Origin of the sequence: Corallococcus sp. EGB (assembly GCF_019968905.1) — a bacterium.
Lineage (GTDB): Bacteria > Myxococcota > Myxococcia > Myxococcales > Myxococcaceae > Corallococcus.
Genome location: NZ_CP079946.1, coordinates 3,902,945 through 3,922,615 on the forward strand (window position 1 = coordinate 3,902,945; position 19,671 = coordinate 3,922,615).

The following is a 19,671-nucleotide window of genomic DNA, read 5'->3' on the forward strand; positions in this document are numbered from 1 at the left end:
ACGGCGGTCAGGTCACCTCCAGGGTGGACGGCCAGGGCGCGCGGAGGGCAGGCTCCGCCGCGCGATGAAGCCGTTCCCCGCAGTCCGGGTGGTGCTCCTGGCCCTGATCCTCCTGGGGCCGGCCGCCGTCCATGCCCATGCCGCGGATCTGCTCTCCGTGCGGGCCGTCCGCGAGGACGCGTCCCCGGAGCGCGTGCGGGAGACGCTCACGTTGGCGCCGGACGCGCTGGGGCTGCTCGTGCCCGGACTTCCCGCCGGCCCCTGGGATGACGGAGCCGCGCTATCCTCCGCCGCGCTCCAGGCGCTGCGGCCACAGGTGGAGGCGCGGATCTGGAACCGGTCGCCGCTCACCGCGGGCGGAGTGCCCTGCGCGCTCCGGTCCTCGAGCGCGGCCTGGAACGAAGAGAGCGGCACGGTGGCGCTCCAGGCGGAGTTCACCTGTCCGCCGGGCCCCCTCCAACAGGCGTTCGGCGTGCTGGACGCGCTGCCTCCGGGCTACCGGCTGATCCGCGCGGGCGGGCCGGAGCAGGGGGGCTTCGCGGGCATGGACTTCGCGGACCGGGAGCACCCCACGCTCGGCCTGGAGGGCGGGGGCGCGGCGGTGGAGGGCCTCGCCGGCTGGGTGGGCGAGGGCATCCGCCACATCCTCGGGGGCGCGGATCACCTGCTGTTCCTGCTGGCGGTGCTGCTGGTGGGCGGCACGTTCCGGCGGATCCTCTTGTTGGTGACGTCCTTCACGCTGGCGCACTCGCTGACGCTCGCGTGCACCGCGCTGGGCTGGGTGACGCTGGGCGCGCGCGGCACGCGGTGGGCCGAGGCCGCCATCGCCGCGTCCATCCTCTACATGGCGCTGGAGAACCTGCTCCTGCGCCGGCATGGGCACCGCGCGGGGATCACCTTCCTGTTCGGCCTGGTGCACGGGCTGGGCTTCGCGAGCGTGCTCGGCGGCTATGGGTTGGGGACGTCCGTGGTGCCGGCGCTCGCGGGCTTCAACCTGGGTGTGGAGGTGGGGCAGGCGGCGGTGGTGGCCTTCCTCGTTCCGGTGCTGCGCATCCTCCAGCGCAGGCCCCGGCTGCACTCGAAGGTTGTGCGCCTGTCATCCCTCTGCCTCGCGGGGGTGGGCCTTTATTGGATGGTTGCTCGCGCGGTCGGTTGAATTGCCCCAAGAGCGTTCCTAGCTTGCGTCTCACGAGGGTGGGGGAGGGACGCAGATGGGAGCGAGGCATACCCGGCTGGCAGCCGCACTGGCCGCCGCGTGGGAAGCAGAGGTGGTGTCGGCCCGTCGCATGACGGGGCTGGCGGAGCGCATGAGTGACGCGCGGGTCCGGGCGCGCCTGATGGTGCTGGCCGCCTTCTGCCGTGCCCATGCCTCGCGGCTCCTGGCCCGTCTGGCGGCGCTGGGGCGCGGGCCGCTGCCGGTTCCCCCGGAGGAGATCGATCTGGATCCGGACACGGTGCTGGAGCTGCGCCGCGAGGGGGCCTTCGCCCGCGCATCGGCCGCGCGCTACGAGACCACCGCGGAGATGGCGCGCCAGCACGCGGACCTGTCCTCGGCCTGGGTGTGCGAGCTCAACCGGACCGAGGAGCAGGACCGCGCCCGGGAGCTGCTCGCCCTGGCGGAAGGCGCCCTGGCGGCCGTGCGGCGGGGCGAGTCCCAGGCCGTCGCGGCGCCCGCGGATCCCTGAATCCAGGGGATGGAGCCGGGCGCGGGAGTGCGCTCGGCCGGTGACAGTCCTGGCGACTTGGGCGTATGAATCCGCCCATGGCGAAGGAGAGCTACAACGACCTCATCTTCCAGCTCGGCGACAAGGCCCGGGACGTCCTCCCCGGCAAGCCGAACTGCCCCCGTTCCATGGAACGCGTCTACCGCGCCGAAGAGGTGCTGGAGGCGCGCCGGGACGAGCTGGCGGCGCTGGAAGCCGAAATGAATGACGAGGACCTGGCCTATCAGGACTTCCTGGCGCAGCACGAAGACGAGTGCGCCGCCCAGAAGGAGATCACCAGCCGGTTCCAGAAGGCCGTGACGGCGGTGGAAGGCAAGGTGAAGGGCATGCGCAAGACGCTCGACACCCGCCGCGCCGACCTGCGCTACGCCATCGCGGGCCTGAAGAAGCTGGAGCAGAAGCTCGCGGACCTGGAGATGACCACGCAGGATCCGGTGAAGCTGGACGTCGCCAAGCAGAACCTGAAGAAGAACCGCATCGCCCAGATGCGCCTGGCGCGCGAGGTGGAGGACTGGGAGGCCCAGCTGGCCACCGCCCTCACGCCCACCCCCGGGCAGCCCGGCGCGGCCGGCATCCTGGCGCACAAGCGCCTGATCGAACTGGAGGACGCCGCCGCGGAGCAGAAGCTCCAGCACGACGCCCGCATGGCGGAACTCGACCAGGCCATCGCCGCCAAGGAGGAGGAGATCAAGGGCGCGGAAGATTATCTGGATCAGGCCCTGTTCCTCCTCGGCGAAGAGGTGTATGCCCAGCGCATCGCGGACGGGCAGTTGAACCCCTTCTACCCGCGGTTGGATGTCGCGCAGTGAGGGGTACGCCCACCCTTGGTGCTTGACGTAGGGGACGTGTTTGCTATCTTGCGCCGCTTCCTGGCGGCCGCGGGACCGCGTGTAGGCCAGTTCATTGATTTCATTGGGCTTTCGGCGCCACGGGCGCTCGCTGTGAGGACGACGTGAAGGGTCTGATTGGCAAGAAGATCGGCATGACCCAGGTGTTCAACGACGAGGGCAACCTCGTTCCGGTGACGGTCATCGACGTCAACACCTGTCTGGTGGTCGGCAAGCGCACCCCGGAGAAGGATGAGTACTCCGCGGTGACCGTGGGCTTCGGCGAGGTTCGCGAGAAGGTCCTGAACAAGCCGCAGCTCGGCTTCTTCAAGAAGGCCAGCGCGTCCCCCCGCCGCCACCTGCGTGAGTTCCGCGTCACGGCCGAGGAGGCCGCCGGCTTCAACGTGGGCGACGCCATCAAGGCGGACATGTTCAACAAGGGCGAGCTGGTGGACGTCACCGGCGTGACCAAGGGCCGCGGCTTCTCCGGCGTCATGCGCCGCTGGAGCTTCAAGGGCTCGCAGACCAAGACGCACGGTACGCACGAGTATCAGCGTCACCCGGGCGCCATCGGTCAGCGTAAGACGCCGGGCCGCACCTACCCCAACAAGAAGATGCCGGGTCACTACGGCGTCGAGCGCGTCACCACGCAGAACCTGACCGTGGTGGACGTGGACGTGGAGAAGGGCCTGGTGCTCGTGAAGGGCGCGGTCCCCGGCCACAACGACGGCATCGTCATCGTGCGCCCCTCCATCAAGGTGGCCATGCGCGCGCAGCACAAGGCCGCGCGCTAGTTCGCGGTCGCTTCAGCGCCGGGGCGTTTCACGCAACGCCCCATTCGACGCCTCGCTTCGGGCACCTTCGGGTGGCCGGGCGGGGCGTTCGTCGTTTCCGGGCGTGAGGCGCATCTCCGCCTGGAAACGTTGAGTGCTGGTCGCCCTGGCGCCAAAGGGCGAAAACTTTACCGACTCCCGCTGGGATCCGCTTGCGGTGGATGGGCGCCGTGCTCACATCGCTGTCCCACGCCGGTGCCTCGCCGTCGCAGGAGACGGGACGCGACCGGATCACCCAACGGCCCACCCCCGGGCCGGGCAGGAGATATGAACGCACGCACGCTTCGCGTCTTCGCCGCGCTGAGCCTCTCGCTGACGGCGCTCGGCGCCGCCGCACAGGAAGACGGCGTCCTGGACACGGCGGTCGTCCGCAACCGGCTCTACAAGCCCGCGGGCCATCCGGAGCTGTCCCTGTCCGTGGGTCTGCCCGTGCAGACGCACCTGACGGCGCACTACTTCTTCGACGTCGGCCTGGCCTACAACCTGTTCGACACCTTCGCGCTGGAAGCACGCGCGGGCTACGCCGCCAGCCGCAACACGGGCCTGGCGCGCTCCATCTCCGAGTCCTTCCTGGACCGCGAGGACAAGCGCGTCACGGACGAGCTGGAGGACATGTGGCGGATGGGCCTGCACGGCGTCGTCGGCGCCAGGTGGGCGCCCATCTACGGGAAGATCAGCCTCGTCGCGGACATCCCGGTGCACTTCCAGACGTACCTCTGGGCGGGCGGCGGCCTCACCAACCTGAAGCGCCAGTCCGTCATCCAGTGCACCCGCGTGGTGGACCGGGCCGCGGGCGTCTGTGACAACCGCACGTCCGTGGATGACCGGGGCAGCGCCACGGAGAACTTCTGGGTGAAGGAGTCGCGCGTGGCGCCGGTGGTGTCCGCCGCGCTGGGCTTCCGCTTCTTCATCAACGAGCAGCACGGCGTGCGGCTGGAGCTGCGCGACTGGATCTTCAGGGACAGCTACCGCGTGAACCTGCTGCGCGACGACTGGGAGGCTGGCCGGCCCACCGGTGAGCCCGCCAGCAGCCCGGGCCTCACGCACCTGGTGCAGTTCGACCTCGGCTACACCTTCTCCTTCTGACCCATTCCTATGCGACCCTTCCGTTCCATCGCGCTCCTCGTTGCCGCGGTGCCTGCCCTCGCGTTCGCGCAAGGCGCCTCTCCGGCGCAGCCGCCGGCCGCTCCGGGGCCGGATGCGACCGCGCCGGCCTCACCTTCACCCACGGAACCGCCGGAGCGCCAGCGCACCCAGCGCGCAGCGCCCGTGGTGCCCCAGTCCCAGCCTGAAGCCGCGCCGGCCACACCGTCCGCGCCCGCCACCCCGGACGACGACGACACGGACGGCACGCCGTCCACCCCGTCCCCGGAGTCCACCGGTGCGCAGGCTCCGGCCGCCACCGCGCCGTCGGACGCGCCGGTCCTGGACTCGGGGGAGGCGCCGCGCACCACGGACGCGCAGCAGCAGCGGCTGGTGAATGGCGCGCCGCTCTACAACCCGAACGTCAACGTCCACATCGTCCAGAAGAAGCGCTTCGCGGACGAGGGCAAGCACGAGCTGGTGCTGTATCCCGCCGCCGTGCAGGTGAACGGCAAGTTCACCAACCACGTGGGCACCGCGCTGAACTACGTCTACCACCTGCAGGAGAACTTCGCCCTCCAGGTGGGCGGCCAGTACAACTGGTACTCCGACGAGAGCGACTTCAACCTGGAGCTCATCGACAAGGTGCGCGAGCAGGCCCAGGCCGCGTCGTCGCTCCTGCTCCAGTGGGGCGCGACCGCGGGCGTGGAGGTCACGCCGCTCTACGGCAAGTTCGCCTTCTTCAACAACTCGCTGGCGCAGTTCAGCGTGGTGCTGTCAGGCGGCGCGGGCATTGGCAAGACGCGCCACCTCATCCGCCCGGAGGTGTCCAACGAGGTGGATGGACAGACGTTCCGGGTGCCCGCGCGCTTCGGCGACACGGGCAACAAGTTCCTGGGGGAGGTGGGCGGCGGCTTCCGCGTGCAGTTCGGCGAGAGCTACGCCCTCCGCCTGGAGGTGCGCGACCTCATCTACACCGCGCGCGTGGACAAGGTGGACGGCTGCAACCTGGCGGACTTCGAAGCGCTGGAGGCCGCGCGCGCCGCCAACGAGCCCTTCAGCGGCCTCACCCTGAGCGGCAGCTGCCAGGTGTCCAAGTTCGACGGCGTGGACCCGAAGACGAAGAAGAACTACCGCGAGGACATCATCCTCGGGCGGGACCTCGTCGCCGAGCCCTCGTCGGACGTCCTCAACAACGTCAGCTTCTACGCTGGCTTCTCGGTGCTCTTCTAGCCATGTCCCGACTGCTCCGACTCCTCGTCGTCCTCGGGCCCCTCGCCGTGCCCGCCGTCGCGTTCGCCCAGCAGGACGTGGGCACCTACAACCGCGCGCTGTCCGCCTTCAACGCGGGCCAGCTCGACACCGCGGCCCCCCTCTTCGCGAAGCTGGCGGAAGGGGAGGACGCGGACCTCAAGGGCAAGGCCGAGTTCTACCTGGCGCAGACCCTCGCCAAGAAGGACCTGCCCGTCGCGGCCTTCATCTCCTACGCGGCCATCGTCAACGCCGGCCCCAAGCACCCCTCGTACCTCAAGGCCATCGAGGGGCTGGTGGACATGCAGCAGCGGCTGGACGAGCAGAACCTCATCCCCAGCATCCTCAACCAGGCCTACACGGATGAAGTGCGCGACCAGTGGGCCACGCTGCCCAAGGAGGTGCTCGCGCGCATCAACTACCTGGTCGGCACCGCCAGCCAGCGCCGCATGCGCTTCGAGGAGGCCCGCGCGCTGCTGGAGGCCGTGCCCGCGGACAGCCGCGTCTACGCGAAGGCCCGCTATCTGCTGGGCACGGTGCTCGCCGATCCGCGCTTCCCGGGCCGTCCCGGCGAAGGGGAGACGCTGGACCAGGAGGCCCTCGCCGCGTTCCAGGCCGTGCTGAACGCGAAGGAGCCTCAGGTGGAGCTGCGGGAGACGCGTGAGCTGGCGCTCCTGGGCCTCGGCCGCGTGCACTACCGCCGCGGCGAGTACGCGGAGGCGGTGAAGGCCTACGAAGGCGTGCCCCGCTACGCGCGCTTCTGGGACCAGGCCCTCTTCGAGAACGGCTTCGCCCGCTTCCAGAACGAGGACTTCGGCGGGGCGCTGGGCAGCCTCCAGGCGCTGCACGCGCCGCAGTTCGAGGGCGCCTTCCAGCCCGAGTCGTGGATCCTCAAGGCCACCGTCTATTACTACTCGTGCCTCTACGACGAGGTGAAGACGACGCTCGCCGCGTTCGACGAGCGCTACGGCCCCATGGCCCGGCAGCTGGAGCCCTTCACCGGCGAGGACGTGGCGCCCATCCAGGCGTTCAACCTGGTGGCCTCCGAGAACCGCCGCCTGCCGCGCGCGGTGTACCTGTGGATCCGCAACAACGAGCGCATCCGTGAGGTGATGCGGACGCTGGCGCGCGTGGACCAGGAGAAGCGCGCCATCAGCGAGGGCCCGTGGCGCGGGACGCCGTTCGCCGCGCAGACGGTGGCGTCGCTGGAGGACATCCGCACCACGCTGCTGCAGGTGGGCGGCACGCTCGCCAAGAACCGCATCCAGGAGGCCGCGGACAACCTCCGCACCTTCTCCGACCAGGCGGAGATCATCCGCGTGCAGACGGCGCTGGATGAGAAGGACCTCTTCTCCGAGGGCGTGGACCAGAAGGCGCTGCTGTCCCGCCAGACGCTCTACCGCCCGAAGATGCCCGGCGCGGCGTGGAACTACTGGCGCTTCCAGGGCGAGTTCTGGATCGACGAGATCGGCTACTATCAGTACACGCTCAAGCGGGGCTGCCCCGCTCGCCAGGAGAAGTAGGCAAGTAGGAGCCGGGCGCACCCGGCCGCCCGTGAGAAACACCCAAGAGGCCCCGCCACCGTGCGTTTGTCACGGGGGATGGGGCCTCTTCACTTGATGTTGAGTCCTGGAAGTTGGCTCGGACTGATCGCGTACGGCGGGGCACAAGGCACGTTCCGGGCCACTTCTCAATCTGGGTACCCGCGTCTACTTTCCGTCGTCCCTCCCAGATGGGCAGAAGTTTTCCCAGACAGGCGAGGCGCGGTTCTCCAGGAGCTCGCATGAAGGTGGTTCTTCGGTTCGGTGCACTGGCGGTGGGCGTCGCGCTCGCGGCCGGTGGGGTGGGGGAGGCGGCGGAGGAGACGGCACCGCCGCGCAAGGTGGCGACGAAGAAGTCCTCCTCGAAGGCGGCGGCCAGGAAGGCCGAGGCCGCGAGCAAGAAGGACAAGGAGGAGGCCAAGAAGGCAGAGCTGCCGCCCGGCGTCGCGCCCCAGGACATGCGCAAGGGCCCGGCGCGGGTGAAGCCCGCCACGGCCAAGTTCGCGGACACGCCGCGCATCGCGGACTCCCAGAAGAACGCGCTCGCGGACAAGAAGCGCGACGAGGCCATCGAGGGCTTCAAGCGCCTCATCCCCAAGCTGCAGGAGACCTCCACGCAGAAGGCGGAGATGCAGTACCGCCTGTCGGAGCTCTACTGGGAGAAGTCCAAGTACCTCTACCAGCTGGAGATGGAGAAGTTCCTCGCGGCGGAGAAGGCCTACGACGCCGCCGTGGCGCGCGGTGAGAAGGCCACGCCGCCGGAGCAGGACCACCGCGAGTCCGAGCACTACCGCGCGGAGACGATGCGCATCTACGAGGCCATCCTCAGCGAGTACCCGGACTACCCGGCCCGCGACGAGGTCCTCTTCTCCCTGGGCTACAACCTCTACGAGCTCAACCGCAAGCAGGACGCGGTGGCCCGCTACGAGGAGCTGATCCGCGACTTCCCGAAGTCGCAGTTCGTCCCGGACGCGTACATCCAGCTGGGCAACCACTACTTCGACAACAACAAGCTCGCGCCCGCGAAGGAGAACTACCAGAAGGCGCGCGACTCCGGCGTGCCCAAGATCTACGCCTACGCCACCTACAAGCTGTCCTGGTGTGACTACAACGCGGGCGACCTGGACGCGGGCCTGAAGAAGCTGCACGAGGTGGTGGACTACGCGGGCCAGCACGGCGCGGAGCTGGGCGACCTGCGCACGGAGGCCCTCAACGACCTCACCGTCTTCTACGTCCAGTTGGATCAGCCGAAGGAAGCGCTGGCCTACTTCAAGGAGAAGGCTCCGCCGAAGCGCCAGGGCCGGCTGCTCGCGAAGACGGCCGCGGGCCTGGTGGACGCGGGCCACTTCGACAGCGCCATCCTGGTGTACCGCACGCTCATCGACGACGCGCCCATGGGCGCGAACGCGCCGGAGTACCAGCAGGCGGTGGTGCGCGCGTACGAGGGCCTGCGCCAGCGCCAGCAGGTCCGCAAGGAGATGAAGCGGATGGTGGACCTCTACCGCCCGGGTGGCGAGTGGTGGACCGCCAACGCGAGCAACGCGGGCGTGCTGCGCAACGCCTTCAGCGTCACCGAAGAGGCCATGCGCGTGATGGTGACGGAGTACCACCAGGAGGCGCAGAAGACGCGCCAGGTGGAGACCTACCGGCTCGCGCGTGACATCTACAAGCAGTACGTGGACGCGTTCGCCTCCAGCGACAACCCGGAGTTCGTCGCGGACTCCGCGTTCAACATCCGCTTCTTCTACGCGGAAATCCTCTGGGCCCTGGAGGAGTGGGAGGCCGCCGCCGCCGAGTACGACGCCGTGGTGGCGTTCAAGATTCCGGATCGCGACTCCGCGAAGGAGGTCTCCAACGAGTCCTACCGCAAGTCCGCCGCGTACAACGCGGTGCTCGCCTACGACAAGCTCGTCAAGATCGAGCGCGGCCAGCTCTCCAAGAGCGACCTGAAGGACGGCCAGAAGGTCGACGAGAAGAAGGACAAGGGCGACGTCGCCAAGCAGAAGCTGGTGAAGCGCGACGCCAAGGACCAGGCCGAGCAGCCGCTCACGAAGTTCGAGGACCGGCTGGTCGCCGCGTGCGACACGTACAACAACCTGTATCCGGGCAACCAGGATGAGATCGACCTGCGCTACCAGGCCGCGGTCATCCTCTACGACCGCGCGCACTTCGTGGACGCGGCCCGCCGCTTCGGGGAGATCATCGACAAGTTCCCGGAGGAGCGCCGCTCGCGCGACGCCGCGGACCTGACCATGTACGTGCTGGAGAGCCGCGAGGAGTGGCAGGAGCTCAACACGCTCTCGCGCAAGTTCCTGAATAACAAGAAGCTGTCCAAGCCCGGCTCGGACTTCGCCCAGCGCGTGGCCCGCGTGGTGGAGGGCAGCCAGTACAAGTACGTGGACGAGGTCGTCTACAAGAAGGAGAAGAACCCCGCCAAGGCCGCCGAGGAGTTCCTCCGCTTCGTGACGGAGTTCCCCAAGTCGGAGAACGCGGACCGCGCGCTCACCTACGCGATGGTCATCGCGCAGGAGGCCGGTGAGGTGGACAAGGGCATCACCGCCGGTGAGCGCGTCCTCAAGGAGTACCCGAACAGCAACTTCGAACTGAAGACGCGCTACACGCTGTCCGGCCTCTACGAGAAGGTCGCCGAGTTCAAGAAGGCCGCCGCCATGTCCGAGTCCTTCGTGGCCGCCTACGACGCGGCGATGAAGGCCCGCGAGGCGCAGGCGAAGAAGACCAAGGAGCCGAAGGCCAAGCCCACCGCCGTCGCGAAGAAGGACGACACGCCGGGGGCCGCGGAGGACGCGGACTCCAAGCGCGCGCAGAAGGCCGCCGAGCGCAAGGCGCAGGTGGACGCCGCCGGCGAGTGGGTGGCGGACGCGCTCTTCAACGCGGGCGTCTGGTACGACGGCCTGGGTGAGTCCCAGAAGGCCGTCAACGCGTGGAACAGCTACCTGGCGCGCTTCAGGGACCGGAAGGACGTGCCCCAGGTGGCCTTCTCCATCGGCCTGGTGTGGGAGAAGGAGAAGAAGTGGGGCGACGCGGCCCGCGCCTTCAACCGCTTCGTGGAGGACTACGGCCGCGACTCGCGCACCGCCGCGGGCCAGGCGTACCTGGCGCGGTACCACGAGATGCTCGCGTACCAGAAGATGCGGGACGTGCGCGGCCAGGAGAAGGCACAGGACGACCTGGTGCGCGGCTGGACCCGGCTCTCGGAGAACGTGCGCAAGGACACCGCGGTGCTCAACGCGTACGGCCACGCGCGCTTCCTGGCGCTGGAGCCCACGTGGAAGCGCTTCTCGGACATCAAGTTCACGCGCGTCTCCACCATCCGCCGCGACCTGACGAACAAGCAGCGTGAGATGCAGCGCGTGGAGAAGGAGTACGCGGCGGTGCTCGCCACGGGCTCCGGCGAGTGGGGCATCGCGGCGCTGACGCGCATCGGCCTCGCGTACGCGGACTTCGCGCGCAACATCCTGGACTCGCCGGACCCCTCCGGTCTGGACGACGAGCAGCTCAGCATGTACCGCGGCGAGCTGGAGAACCTGGCGCTGCCCCTGGAGGACAAGTCCAGCGAGGCGCTGGAGAAGGGCCTCCAGAAGGCCTACGAGCTGGGCATCTACAGCGAGTGGACGCTGGCCGCGCAGGACCAGCTCAACCGCTTCCGTCCGGGCGTCTACGCCCAGGTGAGGCCGGTGACGTACCGGGGCAGCAGTGATTCGCGCATCGCCTCGGGCGTGCTGAAGGACCTCAACGGCCCCGCCAGCGCCTCCGCGGAGCCCCAGCCCGCCGCCGCGCCGGAAGCCGCGCCCGCGGAGAACGCGAAGCCCGCAGCCACGCCGGAAGGGACGGAGGCCGCGAAGCCCGAGCCCACCGCGTCGCTCGAGGGGGTTCAGCCGTGAAGACGAACCACAGCATCGCCATGAGCAGCCAGTGGAAGGGGACGGGGATGGAAGGCTTTCGCACCAAGCGCATGTTCCTGGCGGGGGCCTTCGCCTTCGCCTTCACCACGGCCTGCGCCACGGGGCCCAGGCCCACGCCCGTCGCGATGAACGCGGTGGAGAAGCCCGCCGCCACCGTCCCCGCCGCGCCGCCTCCCGCTCCGGTGGAGAAGGGCGACGCCAACGGCCGGTTCGCGCAGGCCCTGAAGGCCTATGAGGCCGGGGACCTGGACGGCGCGCGCAAGGGCTTCGAGGACGTCGTGTCGCAGGAGCCCAAGGCGCTCAACGCGCGCTTCAACCTGGGCGTCATCGCGGAGAAGCAGGGCCGCCCCGCGGATGCCCGCGCGGCGTACGAGCAGGTGCTCGCGTTGGATCCGGCGCACACGCCGTCGGTGATGAACCTGGGGCTGATGCGCCGGCACGAGGGCCAGCTGGACGAGGCCATCTCGCTCTACACGAAGGCGCTCCAGACGCCGGGCCACGAGCACGACGAGCCGGTGCTCAACGCGCTGGCCGCGACGTACCGCCTGGCCGGCAAGCTGGACGAGGCGGAGGCCACGGGCCGGCGCGTGCTCGCTCGCAGCAAGGACAACCCGGAGGCGTACAAGACGCTGGCGCTGGTGGCGTACGACCGGGGCCAGTACCGGCTGGCGGAGCTGCTGATCATCAACGCGCGCAAGGTGGCGCAGGACGACCCGGCCATCTCCAACACGCTGGGGATGATCTACCTGAAGATGGAGGACCGTCCGCGCGCGCTCGCCCAGTTCCAGAAGGCCGTGTCGCTGGATGACAACTTCGCGCCCGGCCACCTCAACCTGGGCGCCCTGGCGCTGAGCTACCGCGACTACGCGGGCGCGGAGCGGGCCTTCACCAAGGCCCTGGCCCTGGAGCCCGACGGCCTGGAGGGCCAGCTCTACCTGGCGTACGCGCTGGACGGCCAGAAGGGCCTGGATCCGAAGAAGGGCGTCGCCGCGGGCGAGGCGTTCGAGAAGGTGCTCGCGCGCGCCGCGGACAAGCCGGAGGCGGTGTGCGGCGCGGGCTGGGCATACGCCGCGGACCGCGCGGGCTTCGAGAAGGCCATCGCGTTCCTGGACCGCTGCAAGGGGCTGTCCTCCACCTCCGAGCAGGACAAGCAGCTCATCACCGCCAAGGTGAACGGCCTGCAGAACATGCTCAAGAACCCGCCGCCGGCCGCCACGGCGGAGGCGAAGGACGAGCCCAAGAAGGACGCGGAGGCCACGGGAGGCGCGGGTTCGTCCGTGATGAACCAGCTGCCCCAGGACCCCAACGCGCCCGAGCAGGAGGCCCCGGCGGACGAGGGCACGGCCGCGCCTGAGGCGGCGCCCGCCAACGAAGCGTCTGACAATGGACAGACGGCTCCGACGCCTGCTCCAACGCCCTGAAGAAACAACAGTCGTACTGGCGGGAAGGACGAGAACTTTCTTCCCACCTCCAGCCGCCCAGGTGCAAGCGACCGGGCGGCTCCCTTAGAATCCAGGGACTTGGAGTTGGTGCGAGCCCTGCATTGGAATTCTTGAAGCGGGCCTTGGCGGAGACATCACATGAAACGACTGCTGGCAGCGATGGTGATGGTGGGCGGGCTGGGGGTGGCGGCTCCCGCCCTGGCGCAGGACAGCGGCAAGGACTCGGTGAAGATCATCCAGGAGGAGGATCGCACCGTGTACCGCAAGAAGACGGTGATTGATTTCACGGACGTGGCGGTGGAGGGCGAGCTCACCAAGCCGGAAGGCTCCTACGTCCTCAACCGCAAGAAGACGGATTTCCAAAGCCTCATCAAGGTCCGGGAGAACTTCGACCCGGAACTTCAGAAGTCCGCGGACAATCTCTAGACGGCACAGGTGGCGTTGAACGTTTTCGGGACGGGAAGGGAAGAAGGAAGAACTTCATGGCGGCGGCGAAAAAAAACGGATTGACGCTTCGGATCACCACTCCGGACGGCTCCACCCAGGAGACGGTTTCGGAGGCGGAGAGTGTCATCGTGGGGTCGGGCGCCCAGGCGGCGGTGAAGATTCAGGATCCGCGCGTGTCCAACCTCCACGTGATGCTGAAGGTGGACAACGATGGCTCCGTGACGGCCATCGACCTGGGCAGTGAAGGTGGCACCCAGGTGTCCGGGCAGAAGCTCATCATCCCCACGGCGCTCAAGCCGGGGGACGTGCTCACGGTGGGCACCTCGCGGGTGGAGGTGCTCTTCGGTGACGCGCCCCGGCCGGCGGCTCCGGCGGCGGCGGTGGCGCAGCCCGGCGCGTTCCAGCAGCGCCCGGTGATGCCGCCCCCGGCGCCCCCGGCTTCGGCGACGCACGCGGCTCCGGTGCCGCCCAACATGCGGCAGGCCCCGCCTCCGCGGCCTGCGATGAGCGCCGCGCCCGCGGCCAACGTGATGGGCGCGGTGAGCACGCCGCGCTCCGCTCCGGTGGGCGCGATGGGCACCCAGGTGTCCACGAACGTGACGTCCACGCCGGTGTTCGGCCCTCCGCCGCCTCCAGTGGAGGCGCGCAAGGCCACGCCTCCCCAGGTGGCCGCGGCCCGCAAGCCGCAGCCTCCGCCGCACCTGCAGGAGCCCCTGCCCCTGGACGCCCGGCCCACGCCGGAGGCGAAGGTGCTGCAGGTGGCCATGCTCTGGGGCGACCAGATGCTGGAGGTCCGGCACTTCAAGGACGGCGCGCCGGTCACCATCGGCGAGGGCGCGAAGAACACCTTCACCGTGTACTCGCCGCAGGTGGGCAAGAGCCACGTGCTCGCGGTGAGCAAGGGCGACAAGCTGGAGGTGCGCGCTCCGGCGGGCTCCGGCGTGTTCGTCACCAACAACGGCGATGTGCGCACCAAGGACGCGCTGCGCGCCGCGGGCCAGCTCACGGGCGCCGGGCCGGACCAGGAGCAGCTCTTCACCCTGGGCCTGCATGACCGGGCCGAGGTGTCGCTGGGCACGCTGGCGTTCGTGCTGCGCTACGTGAAGCCCTCGCCGGCCATCCTGGCGACGTCGCTCCAGGACCGCGACTTCGGCTTCTTCAAGATCGCCGCCATCTGCATCCTCGCGGCCGCCGCGTTCGTCACCGCCATGGTGCTGACGCCGCACACGGAGACGCGCTCCGCGGACGACGTCTTCGAGTCCCAGCAGCGCGTGGCCAAGTTCCTCATCGCCCCGGAGAAGAAGGTGGAGGCGAAGAAGCTCCAGCTCTCCGGTGTGGAGGAGGGGGCCAAGGCCAAGGACGAGGAGGGCAAGTTCGGCAAGCAGGAGGCGAAGCAGGAGGAGGCCGCGCCCTCCAAGCCGGGCACCCCGGTGGTGGACAAGTCCAAGAAGGAGAAGGACCGCCAGGTGGTGGGCAAGGTGGGCCTCCTGGGCGCGCTCAAGGGCATGAAGGGCGGCGCTTCCGACGTGTTCGGTCCGGGCGGCATCGGCACCGGCATCAACAACTCGCTGGGCGGCCTCAAGGGCGGCGCGGCCATGGGTGACGCGCACGGCGTGGGGGGCCTGGGCTCGCGCGGCACGGGCAACGGCGGTGGTGGCACGGCGCTGGGCATTGGCGGCCTGGGCACCCAGGGCACCGGCCGGGGCACGGGCGGCTCCGGCGGCATCGACCTGGGCGGCCGCGGCAAGTCCGTCACCAAGGTCATCCCCGGCAAGACGACGGTGATTGGCGGCCTGGACAAGGACGTCATCGCCAAGGTCATCCGGCGGCACCAGAACGAGATCAAGTACTGCTACGAGTCGGAGCTGAACAAGAACCCGTCGCTGGCCGGCAAGGTGGCGGTGGCCTTCACCATCGACCCGGCGGGCGCGGTGGCCGACGCCAGCGTGTCCGAGTCCACGCTGGGCAGCACTCCTGCGGAGCAGTGCATGATCTCCCGCATCCGCCGCTGGAAGTTCCCGGAGCCCAAGGGCGGCGGCGTGGTGAACGTGACGTACCCGTGGCTGTTCTCGCCCTCGGGCGCGGACGCCGCGGAGTAGCGCCCGGACGCGATTCGTAGACTGGAAGACCCAAGTGGCGTGGACGAAACGGTCCACGCCATTTTCATTTTTCCCCGCTGCCGTTTCGTGCCGGGCATCACTACTGTCCGAGCCACTGCCTCCCGGAGTGCGAGGGGGGCAGGAGGACAACGTGACGGGAGGAGTCGTGAGGAAGTCGCTGCTGTTGGCCGCGCTCGCGCTGGCGACGCCGGCCCTGGGGGCCACGCCACCGGAGGGCGTGCCGTTCGAGCCGCGCCGGGGGTTCTACACCGAGACCGACGTCGGGGTCTTCTTCACGGTGGGCGGCGCGAACTCCTACTCCAACGCGCAGTCGTACCTGCAGCTGGGCATCGGGTATGACCTGACGGAGCGCATCTCGCTGGGGGCCCACTTCGGCCTGGGCTCCTCCGCGCAGAACTGCTTCGCGGGCTACCTGCCGGACTCCAACGTCTGCGCGCTCTCGGACAACTTCACCGTGGCCTTTGGCGACCTCACGGCCGCGTACCACGTGCCGCTGGCCCACCGCTTCTACCTGACGCCCAAGGTGGTTGCGGGCTACACGCGGTTGGAGCCGCGGCCGGTGGATCCGGACAAGGGGGATCCGGGCCAGTCCATCAACGCCTTCAACGCCGGCCTGGGCGTGGGCATCGAGTACGCGACGTCCCTCGACCACTTCTCCGTGGGCGCGGACCTGCTCGGCCGCTACATCGTCGGGCCCAACATCATGTCGTTCGCGGTGTTCCCGCGCGTGAAGTACACATTCTAGCGTGCCGCCTGCCGGGCGTATCCGGCGGGCGTGCGGCCCACGATGCGCCGGAAGTCGCGGATGAAGTGGGCCTGGTCGAAGTAGCCCAGCTCCAGCGCCAGCCGGGCCAGCTCCGGGGGTGGTGACTCGCACAGCCGCTCCGCCGCCTCGTGCAGGCGGTAGCGCTGGATGACCCACTTGGGGTTCACGCCCACGTAGCGGCTGAACAACCGCTGGAGCGTGCGCAGGCTGGGGCCTCCAGGCGTGAGCAGGTCCTCCACCTTCGTCACGGCGCGGTCCTCCAGGATGCGCGCGACGAGCCCCTGCACGAGCGCCACGTTCGGATCCGCCCGAGGCCTGCGAGCCCGCAGGAAGCCTTCCGCCAGGGCGATGCGCTCACGGTCCGCGTCGCGCGTGACGTCGGTGGCGAGGATGGCCGCCTCCAACGCCAGCGCCTCCGGGCCCAGCAGCGGGCCCGGTGAGACGGTGCGCCGCGTGAGGGCGGACATGGGCGTGCCCACGAAGGGGAAGAAGCCACCGGGGCGGAACTTGATGCTGAACACGCCGCCCAGGCCCTCCAGCGTGATGCAGAAGCGGCCCGGGTTCACGCCCCCCACGCGCGACGTGCCGTCCTGGAAGGCCCAGTGCACGGAGGGATGCGGCAGCGTCTGCGGAAGCGCCGGCGGCTGCCCGCGCAGGTCCCATCGCACGGCCCAGAAGTGCTCGACCCACGGGCGCAGATCCTCCGAGGGCAGGACGCGCACGTGCTCGAAGTGCCGGGAGTCCGGACGGGGGTACAACAGGCCCCGAGGCTTGCCCGCGTTCGACTCCATCGGCCGTACCGCCTCCCGCGCCGGACGCTGCCGCCCGTGCGCGCTTCTACTACCGCTTCGATAGACGGCGGACACGCGCCCCGCTCCGGCGGGCGGATTCAGCTCCGTCGGCCGTGTGCTCACCCTGAAAGGAACTCTCGCAGTTCTTTCCAGGTAAGCACATGTCTCCCGTTCTCTGTTTCCACGCTCGCGTGTGGGTGCTGGTGCTGTCGTTGCTGTCCGTCCCCGTGTTCGCGCAGGGCATCCCGGACCTGCCGTCCGCGGAGGCGTGTTGGGGCCAGGGGCCGGACGAGGACCACGACGGCGTGAGCGACGGGTGCGAGCTCCAGGTGGCCGCGGCCTTCATGCCTACGCTCTGGATTGCCCGGGGGGAGAAGGGCGTGGCGCGCCGGCCGTACTTCGCGGCGCGGCCGCTCGACTCCGCGTCGCACGCGCTGCGCATCTTCTACCTGGACGCGTACTTCGAGGACCATGGCATCCCCAGCCTGGGCGTCTTCAACGTCTTCGCGCACGACGGGGACTCCGAGTTCCAGGTGCTGGACGTGCACTGCGACGCCGACGGCCGCTGGTACCTGGATCAGGCCTTCCTGACCGCGCACCTGGAGACGGTGTGCGACGCGTCGGGCTGGTACGACTACGCGCAGCTCGAATACGCGGGCGAGTACCGGGGCGCGCCGCGCGTCTACGTGGCCGTGAACAAGCACGGCTCATACAACTCGAGGGCCGCGTGCGCCCGGGGCTGCTTCTTCACCGACAGCTGCTCCCAGGGGTGGCAGGAGGCGCTGGATCCGGAGAACCGGCTCGCGGACCGCAACGTGGGCTCCGTCAGCGTGCCGCTGATCAACGCCGTCACCCTCCACGGCCAGACGGAGCGGCTCCTGGACGACGTGGAGTTCAAGGGCTGGGACGACCAGGCGTACCGGAGCAACTCCCCGCCGTACCGCGCGCGCCTCGTCCGCTTCGGCTTCTAGGCCTGGGGCACGAAAGAGGGGCCGCCACCCGCGAAGGTGACGGCCCCTGGATGCTTCAGGAGGCTCGCGCGGCGGGGACTACTCCGCCTCGGCGCGCTCCTCGCGCTTGCGGTCGCGCTCGGCGCGGTAGCGCTCGCCCACGGCCAGCGCCTTCTTGCGCATGCGCACGGACTTGGGCGTCACCTCGACGAGCTCGTCGTCGGCGATCCACTCCAGGGCCTTCTCCAGGCTCATCTCCTTGGGCGGCACGAGGATGACGTTCTCGTCGCGGCCCGCGGCGCGGATGTTGGTGAGCTTCTTCTCGCGGCAGCAGTTGACGTTGAGCTCGGACGGGTGCGCGTGCTCGCCGATGATCATGCCCTCGTACACGGTGACGCCCGCGCCGATGAAGAGCTGGCCGCGCTCCTGGATGCTGAAGAGCGCGTAGGGCACCGTGTCGCCCAGGCGGTCGGAGACCATGGCGCCGTTGGCGCGCTTCGGGATGTGGCCGAACCACGGCTCGAAGCCGTCGAACTGGCTGCTCATGATGCCCTCACCGCGGGTGATGGTGAGGAACTCCGAGCGGAACCCGATGAGGCCGCGCGCGGGGATGCGGAACTGGAGGCGGGTGCGGCCCGAGCCCAGCTGCTGCATGTCCGTCATACGGCCCTTGCGGGGCCCCAGGCGCTCCGTCACGACGCCCACGCTGTTCTCCGGCACGTCGCAGAAGAGCAGCTCCATGGGCTCGTGCGTCTGCCCGTCCACCACCTTGGTGATGGGCTCCGGGTTGGAGGCGGTGAGCTCGTAGCCCTCGCGGCGCATGTTCTCGATGATGACCGCCAGCGCCAGTTCGCCACGGCCCACCACGCGGAACGCGTCCGGCGTCGCGGTGTCCTCCACGCGCACGGCCACGTTGCGGTAGGCCTCGCGGTACAGGCGCTCGCGCAGGTTGCGGGAGGTGACGTACTTGCCCTCCTTGCCCGCCAGCGGCCCGTCGTTGACCTTGAAGATCATCATCATCGTGGGCTCGTCCACGGTGATGCGCGGCAGCGCCACGGGCTTCTCGAAGTCCGCGATGGTGTCGCCGATGGAGATCTCTTCGATGCCCGCGATGGAGACGATCTCCCCGGGGCCCGCGTCCGGGATCTCCGTGCGCTTCAGGCCGGAGAAGCCGAACAGCTTCACCACCTTGCCCTGCTGCACCTTGCCGCCCTCGCGGACGACGGACACGGGCATGTTCGGGGTGATGCGGCCCGCCTGCACGCGGCCCACCGCCAGGCGGCCCACGTAGTCGTCGTAGTCCAGGTTGGCGACGAGCAGCTGCAGCGTCGTCTGCTCGGCCGGCGGCGCGGGCGGGGGCGGGATGTGGTTGATGATGGCGTCGTACAGCGGCTCCAGCGACTTGCCCGGCACCTCGAGCGACGTGGAGGCCTGGCCCTGGCGCGCGATGGTGTAGAGGACCGGCATCTCCAGCTGCTCCTCGTTCGCCCCCAGGTCGATGTAGAGCGAGTACACGAGGTCCAGCACGTCCTTGGCCCGGGCGTCCTGGCGGTCGATCTTGTTGATGACCAGCACCGTCTTCAGGCCCATGGCCAGCGCCTTGCTGAGCACGAAGCGCGTCTGGGGCAGGGGACCTTCGGCCGCGTCCACCAGCAGGATGACGCCATCGACCAGGCGCAGACCGCGCTCCACCTCGCCACCGAAGTCGGCGTGGCCCGGGGTGTCGATGATGTTGATCTGCTTCCCCTTGTAGGAGACAGCGGTGTTCTTCGCGAGGATGGTGATTCCCTTCTCGCGCTCGAGGTCGTTCGAGTCCATCACCCGTTCAGCGACGTGCTCGTTTGAGCGGAAGGTTCCCGCCTGGCGGAGCAGGTGGTCGACGAGGGTGGTCTTGCCGTGGTCGACGTGGGCGACAATGGCGACGTTGCGGATGTTTTCGCGAGAGATCATGCGGACCAACTGACGGAAAAAGG

The 19,671-nt window shown here is 69.4% G+C and carries 15 protein-coding genes; 13 read left to right on the plus strand and 2 right to left on the minus strand.

Annotated elements, in window-relative coordinates; genetic code table 11:
• The first annotated feature begins 64 nt into the window (after nt 1–64).
• The 12 genes from KYK13_RS16475 (at nt 65) to cglE (ending at nt 15,936) form a co-directional block, all read left to right on the plus strand.
• On the plus strand, nt 65–1,156 hold the full coding sequence (locus KYK13_RS16475; protein WP_223645442.1) for a HupE/UreJ family protein: 1,092 nt from the start codon (nt 65–67) through the stop codon (nt 1,154–1,156).
• Between the two features lie 55 nt (nt 1,157–1,211).
• Complete coding sequence (locus KYK13_RS16480; RefSeq protein ID WP_223645444.1) at nt 1,212–1,685, plus strand: hypothetical protein; 474 nt, start codon at nt 1,212–1,214, stop codon at nt 1,683–1,685.
• 77 nt (nt 1,686–1,762) lie between these two features.
• Nucleotides 1,763–2,533: a hypothetical protein gene (locus KYK13_RS16485; RefSeq protein WP_223645446.1), complete on the plus strand. Its 771-nt coding sequence runs from the start codon at nt 1,763–1,765 to the stop codon at nt 2,531–2,533.
• Nucleotides 2,534–2,676: 143 nt separating this feature from the next.
• Complete coding sequence (gene rplC / locus KYK13_RS16490) at nt 2,677–3,345, plus strand: 50S ribosomal protein L3 (RefSeq protein WP_223645448.1); 669 nt, start codon at nt 2,677–2,679, stop codon at nt 3,343–3,345.
• Between the two features lie 306 nt (nt 3,346–3,651).
• The gene (locus KYK13_RS16495) at nt 3,652–4,470 is read left to right on the plus strand and encodes an outer membrane beta-barrel domain-containing protein (RefSeq protein WP_223645450.1); all 819 of its coding nucleotides are present in this window, start codon (nt 3,652–3,654) and stop codon (nt 4,468–4,470) included.
• A 9-nt stretch (nt 4,471–4,479) separates the two neighbouring features.
• The gene (locus KYK13_RS16500) at nt 4,480–5,700 is read left to right on the plus strand and encodes an outer membrane beta-barrel domain-containing protein (protein WP_223645451.1); all 1,221 of its coding nucleotides are present in this window, start codon (nt 4,480–4,482) and stop codon (nt 5,698–5,700) included.
• 2 nt (nt 5,701–5,702) lie between these two features.
• Nucleotides 5,703–7,241, plus strand: coding sequence for a tetratricopeptide repeat protein (locus KYK13_RS16505; protein WP_223645453.1), 1,539 nt, complete (start codon nt 5,703–5,705; stop codon nt 7,239–7,241).
• Between the two features lie 260 nt (nt 7,242–7,501).
• The gene (locus KYK13_RS16510) at nt 7,502–11,161 is read left to right on the plus strand and encodes a tetratricopeptide repeat protein (RefSeq protein WP_223645455.1); all 3,660 of its coding nucleotides are present in this window, start codon (nt 7,502–7,504) and stop codon (nt 11,159–11,161) included.
• The gene (locus KYK13_RS16515; RefSeq protein ID WP_223645457.1) at nt 11,158–12,603 is read left to right on the plus strand and encodes a tetratricopeptide repeat protein; all 1,446 of its coding nucleotides are present in this window, start codon (nt 11,158–11,160) and stop codon (nt 12,601–12,603) included. Before KYK13_RS16510 ends, KYK13_RS16515 begins: the two co-directional genes overlap by 4 nt.
• A 159-nt stretch (nt 12,604–12,762) precedes the next feature.
• Nucleotides 12,763–13,050 (plus strand): hypothetical protein, encoded by a 288-nt coding sequence (locus tag KYK13_RS16520; RefSeq protein WP_120557118.1) that lies wholly within the window; start codon nt 12,763–12,765, stop codon nt 13,048–13,050.
• A gap of 56 nt (nt 13,051–13,106) precedes the next feature.
• Nucleotides 13,107–15,170, plus strand: a complete 2,064-nt coding sequence (locus tag KYK13_RS16525; RefSeq protein ID WP_223645459.1) for a TonB family protein — start codon at nt 13,107–13,109, stop codon at nt 15,168–15,170.
• A 166-nt stretch (nt 15,171–15,336) separates the two neighbouring features.
• Nucleotides 15,337–15,936, plus strand: coding sequence for an adventurous gliding motility protein CglE (gene cglE, locus KYK13_RS16530; RefSeq protein WP_370645422.1), 600 nt, complete (start codon nt 15,337–15,339; stop codon nt 15,934–15,936).
• Here the strand turns inward: cglE and KYK13_RS16535 are convergent.
• Nucleotides 15,933–16,748 carry a helix-turn-helix domain-containing protein gene (locus KYK13_RS16535; protein ID WP_223645463.1) on the minus strand — a complete coding sequence of 272 codons (816 nt, stop codon included), beginning with the start codon at nt 16,746–16,748 and terminating at the stop codon, nt 15,933–15,935. The two genes, cglE and KYK13_RS16535, sit on opposite strands and share 4 nt — an antisense overlap.
• A gap of 161 nt (nt 16,749–16,909) precedes the next feature.
• On the opposite strand from KYK13_RS16535, the gene KYK13_RS16540 reads away from it, so the two are divergent.
• A complete protein-coding gene (locus KYK13_RS16540) occupies nt 16,910–17,719 on the plus strand; it encodes a hypothetical protein (RefSeq protein WP_223645465.1) in 810 nt (269 codons plus the stop codon).
• Between the two features lie 78 nt (nt 17,720–17,797).
• Here the strand turns inward: KYK13_RS16540 and typA are convergent, their stop codons facing one another.
• Nucleotides 17,798–19,648: a translational GTPase TypA gene (gene typA / locus KYK13_RS16545; protein ID WP_223645467.1), complete on the minus strand. Its 1,851-nt coding sequence runs from the start codon at nt 19,646–19,648 to the stop codon at nt 17,798–17,800.
• Between the last annotated feature and the right edge of the window lie 23 nt (nt 19,649–19,671).